5 protein-coding genes are annotated in these 4813 nt (G+C 47.8%); 2 read left to right on the forward strand and 3 right to left on the reverse strand.

The window, feature by feature from the left end; translation table 11 throughout:
* The first annotated feature begins 247 nt into the window (after positions 1-247).
* Complete coding sequence (locus EFBL_RS14735; RefSeq protein ID WP_096182851.1) at positions 248-841, forward strand: Uma2 family endonuclease; 594 nt, start codon at positions 248-250, stop codon at positions 839-841.
* A gap of 59 nt (positions 842-900) precedes the next feature.
* Here EFBL_RS14735 and EFBL_RS14740 read toward each other — a convergent pair whose 3' ends face one another.
* From EFBL_RS14740 to EFBL_RS14750, 3 genes are all read right to left on the reverse strand, one after another.
* Positions 901-1821 carry a DMT family transporter gene (locus EFBL_RS14740; protein ID WP_096182852.1) on the reverse strand — a complete coding sequence of 307 codons (921 nt, stop codon included), beginning with the start codon at positions 1819-1821 and terminating at the stop codon, positions 901-903.
* Positions 1822-1914: 93 nt separating this feature from the next.
* Entirely contained in the window at positions 1915-2712 is a 798-nt protein-coding gene (locus tag EFBL_RS14745) for an ABC transporter permease (RefSeq protein WP_096182853.1), read from the reverse strand.
* Positions 2702-3469, reverse strand: a complete 768-nt coding sequence (locus EFBL_RS14750; protein WP_096182854.1) for an ABC transporter ATP-binding protein — start codon at positions 3467-3469, stop codon at positions 2702-2704. Before EFBL_RS14750 ends, EFBL_RS14745 begins: the two co-directional genes overlap by 11 nt.
* Positions 3470-3811: 342 nt before the next feature.
* Between EFBL_RS14750 and EFBL_RS14755 the strand changes: the two genes are divergently transcribed.
* Positions 3812-4501 (forward strand): winged helix-turn-helix domain-containing protein, encoded by a 690-nt coding sequence (locus EFBL_RS14755; RefSeq protein ID WP_231705821.1) that lies wholly within the window; start codon positions 3812-3814, stop codon positions 4499-4501.
* Positions 4502-4813 lie beyond the last annotated feature (312 nt).

Genomic DNA, 4813 nt, shown 5'->3' on the forward strand with positions numbered 1-4813 from the left:
TCGCCCGCGGCCATTGGCTGAAGCACCAAAAGGTGATCCGGGAAGCGTTGAAAGTACCGAAGGATGTGCCCATGGTGCTTTTTTCTTCCGAAACGGGAGTCGGGAAAGAAGAACTGTGGGGGCTGCTGGAGCCTTATCTTGAGCGATAAATCGGATGGCCCGCCACTTGCTTGAATAACGAAACCCTTGTCTCTGGTGACAAGGGTTTTTTACATGGCTATAATTTGTATCAAGGGAGTGAGTTTTTATGAACAAACGGCAATCCAAACCTGACAGAGCGAAAGAAACTCCGGAGACTTACACTTATGAAGATTATGCCGCTTTGGATGACGGTCTCAGGTACGAACTCGCGGACGGCAAATTGGAATTGATGAGCCCAGCTCCGACACCGCTTCACCAGGCAGTCAGTTTTCAACTTCATTACACGCTGGATCAGAGTTGCAGATCCGAGTATGTGATCATCAGCGCTCCTGTGGATGTCATCTTGTCCAAGATGGAGGTCCGACAGCCTGATATTGTGATGGTTCACCGAAGCAGGATGTCTGTTATAACCAGGAGAGGGATTGAAGGACCGCCTGATCTGGTGGTGGAAATTACGTCCTCCTCATCGCGCAGAAGGGACAAAGTGCACAAAACGAAGGCCTATGCGAAATATTCGGTTCCGGAATATTGGATACTGGATCTTGAGAGCAAAACCCTTGAACAATATGTATTGAATGGCCATGTTTACGAACTGCTTGATGTGTATGCGGCAGACGATCAGATACATTCGGAAAGGATTGCCTGTGTTTCATTTTCGATGAATCAGATCCTGAACAATGTACCGGACTTGCCTGCATGACACGGAAAAATCCCCCGTTCACACCGACGATCAGAATCGAGCATGAAACTCAGGCTTCTCTAACGGGACGCTGTTGCTTCCGCTGTCGTTTCTTCCTTGTCGCTTCCACCCAGCTCTGCGAATAACATCCCCGCGAGGATCAACAAACAACCGACAACCGCTTGCCCGCTCAATCGTTCATCCGCCCACAGATAGGCAGTCACCGCCGCAAAGACCGGTTCGGTCGAGAAAATCAAGGCTGTACGGGTCGGTGTGGTGAACTTTTGAAATTGAGACTGTGCAACAAACGCCAGGGCTGTTGCAAATACCGCACAAATAAGCAAGGCCATCTCCACTGTCGGATTGAACAGCACGTCTTTTGTGAACGATTGCTGCCACGGTTCAAAAAAGAAAGCCCCAATGAAGTTGAGAACGGCTACCGCCGCGATTTGATACATTGCTAGCGGAAGAGCTTTGTGCCGGGGTGCGTATTTTCCCATCGTTATGATGTGCATGGCATAAGAGACCGCGCAAAGGAAGACGAGCAAATCCCCAAGGTTGGCTGCTTCCACTTTGTCGAGTGAAAGCAAGGCAAGCCCAATAGTGGCAGCCAGTACTCCAATTACCGTCGGACGTTTCGGCTTCAAGTGGAGCAGCCACACGGAGAACAAGGGAACGAGCACAACCGACAAACCTGTAATAAAACCGGCTTTTGAGACGGAAGTAAATTGCAAACCGAATGTTTGGAACGCATATCCGGCGAACAGCCAAAATCCCAGTACCAGTCCGGCTTTGATTAGGCCTTTGTCCGTGTGCAGCTGGTCACGTTTGAAAATCAGCAGAATCAGACAAATCAGGACGGCGGCAATCGTGAACCGGACGCCGAGAAACGTAAACGGAGGCATCGTGGCAATCGCTTCTTTGACCAACACGAAGGTGGCCCCCCATGAAAAGGTGACCAAAAGCAGAATGAGATCGGCGATAAGCGACTTTCTTACCAAGCTCTGCACCTCCGTTGTCAGTAAACAATGGTTCCATTATAACAAAAAAACCGGGATTGGCAGAACCCCGATTGTAAAAAGATTTTAACTGATTTAGCCCTGTTCTCTCCAGGTTTGCCAGCGTTTCTCCAGCATCGCAACCGCCTGGTACATGAACGTTGCCAGAATCGAGACCAGCAGCAGGCTCATCATCACCAGCGTCAGATTGAACACCTGGAACCCGTAGATCATCAGATAGCCGAGACCTGATTTTGCCACGAGAAATTCACCGACAATCACTCCAACCCAGGCCAGGCCGACATTCACTTTGAGCGTGGAGAGAATGGTCGGGCGGGCAGCCGGGAAGATCACCTTCTGAAAAACCTGACGCTTGCTCGCGCCAAAGGTGCTGACCATCTTGATCATGTTGGGATCGACTTCCTTAAATGCGGTATACACCACAATCGTTGTGATAACGACAGAAATCGCCAGCGCCATCATTACAATGGACAGAAATCCCGCTCCAAATGACACAATAAAGATCGGGCCAAGGGCAACTTTTGGCATGGAGTTGAAAACGACGATATAGGGATCAAGCACCCTGCCGACAAAGGGCGACCACCATATCAAGATTGCCAAAAGCGTTCCCGCCACGGTTCCTATCAGAAACCCCACAACCGTTTCTCCTATTGTGATCCAGGAATGATGCAGGAGACTTCCGTCCGTGCTCATTTGCACGAATAACTTCCACATCTTTGATGGATAAGAAAAAATGAAAGGATCGATCCAATTCATTCGGGCCGCGATCTCCCACAGGGCCAGAAAGGCGATGAGCAGGCCCCATTGAGCAAACGATACCTTCAGTTTCAGGATCCGCTGCTGGCGCAAGAATTCCGCGAGCTCATTCCTCATCCTGCAATTCCTCCCAAAGCTGTCGAAATAATTGATGGAACGACTGATGTTCCCGGGCATCCAGTGGTGACAAGGCACGAATGTCTTCCGGGACTTCGAATACATTTTTCAGTCGCCCTGGCCGGGTCGACATTACAAGGACACGGTCACACATAGCGATCGCTTCCCCCAAATCGTGAGTGACCAACACTGCTGTAATTTTGTACTTATCGAGAGTTTGGACGATCAAATCCTCCAATTGAAGCTTGATCTGATAATCCAAAGCGGAGAATGGCTCATCGAGCAAGAGGATCTTGGGTCTGACTGCCAACGTGCGGACAAGTGCCGCCCGCTGCCGCATGCCCCCGGACAACTGATGGGGATATTTTGGCTCGGTTCCTTCCAGCCCCATTTCCCTCAGCAATTGTTTGGCATATTCGATGGATTCAGCATTCTTCCGACTCTGAATCTCAAGACCAATGCACACATTATCAAGGATCGTGCGCCAGGGAAGCAGGTAGTCCTGCTGCAGCATGTATCCGATTGTCAGGGAAGGTTCTGTTACCGGTTCCCCAAAGAGTCGCACTTCCCCGCTGGAAGGACCAAACAGCCCCGCCAGCATGGAAAGCAGTGTGCTTTTGCCGCATCCGCTGGGACCCACGATCCCGACAAACTCCCCTTCCTGGATTGAACAGTCGAACTCTTCGACCGCCGTTGTCTCGCCCGACAAAGACAGGTATTTCTTTGTCACATGGTCAAATGTGATGGCTGCTGTCAAACTTCATCCCTCCTGTTTTATGGGCTCCTAACCAGAATATGAAACAGCCCAAAAATACGTGTATAAAACAGGCGGAACCGGGAGAGGATACTAGTGAAACCCATATTTCTCCTCTCCTTTTTGGGCCTTCGTGAGAAGGCTCTTTTTTTCTGCCAGTCCCCCGAATATCCCAGTTTGGAAACGAATTATATTAATTGTTTGAAAAAATTAAAATTTATTGTAGTATTTAATCACATATCCAGATTCAACCAACAATGACTTCGCAGCTTAGATAGAATACGGGATCCTGTTGCTTTGACTCAAAAATGATGGGAAAACGGGAGGGAAACTGCTGTGAAAGTGATGTTTGTGTCGGAGAATGTCCATCTTGTCAAACTGGTTGGAAACACGTTGAAAGGCCATGATTTGGAGATTGTGCATCTTAGGAATGGGAAGCAAATATTGTCGACTTTACAACAAGATGCCGATTGGCTAGCGATCGTAATTGACTTTCCTAAACCTATGGAAAATGATTTCCTCTGCTGGAAAGAGATTCGGGAACACACCTGTATACCGGTTATGATTTTGAGTTCGGAACAATCGTCCCCTGATGGAATCATGGCCCGACAACAGGCGACCCTGGAATTGTCAGAACCTTTGGTTGAGGTGCTTGAGAAAATTCGACTAACTGAGGATAACTATTTACGTTCTAAATTTGGTGACTCAGTGACTTTGGCGGAAAATGTTGTTTTTGAGATTGCCCAATGCTGCATTGTTCGAAATGGTCAGGTGTACTCGTTAACCAAAAGAGAGTTCCAAATTCTAAGCGTACTTCTTCAAAACGCCGGTATGCTGCTTTCTGCTCAGGAACTGTTGGATAGGGTTTGGAAAAACCAACAGAATGTCAACTTGGGGAATGTGTATGTGTATATCCGTAAATTAAGGGAGAAGCTTGAGGACGATCCAAGGAATCCGCAAATCCTGATAACCGAACGCAAAAAGAACGAAACAGGATTTGTGCTTAGAATGATTGTTAAAAAGAATGAACCTTAATAAAAATTTATTGGCAACCTTAACGTTTATTGAGAGAAAGAAGCTGAAAATGGTTGTAAGATGGTGTTGAGCAAGACGGTTGGTTGCTCATTGTCAAGTGAACCGTTGAAAAATTGAGGAAGAAAAACGGTTCAGATCAGAATCTGAAAGGAGGTTGCTAAAAATAATCTCGACGATTTTCGACCACAAATTTTTGTAAGGAGCTAGTCGTTAAACAGAAATTTAGTTTCCATGCGCCGGGTCTAAACCCACCGGCTTTAGCCGGTCAGCTTCCAGCGCGTTGACAGTGTACCAGAGCACCTCTAACATAAA

This window comes from Effusibacillus lacus, from assembly GCF_002335525.1.
GTDB lineage: Bacteria > Bacillota > Bacilli > Tumebacillales > Effusibacillaceae > Effusibacillus > Effusibacillus lacus.

Coding starts and splice junctions, on each gene's coding strand:
- EFBL_RS14755 (WP_231705821.1), top strand. CDS start 3,812: ATGTTTGTGTCGGAGAATGTCCATCTTGTCAAACTGGTTGGAAACACG.
- EFBL_RS14735 (WP_096182851.1), top strand. CDS start 248: ATGAACAAACGGCAATCCAAACCTGACAGAGCGAAAGAAACTCCGGAG.
- EFBL_RS14745 (WP_096182853.1), bottom strand. CDS start 2,712: ATGAGGAATGAGCTCGCGGAATTCTTGCGCCAGCAGCGGATCCTGAAA.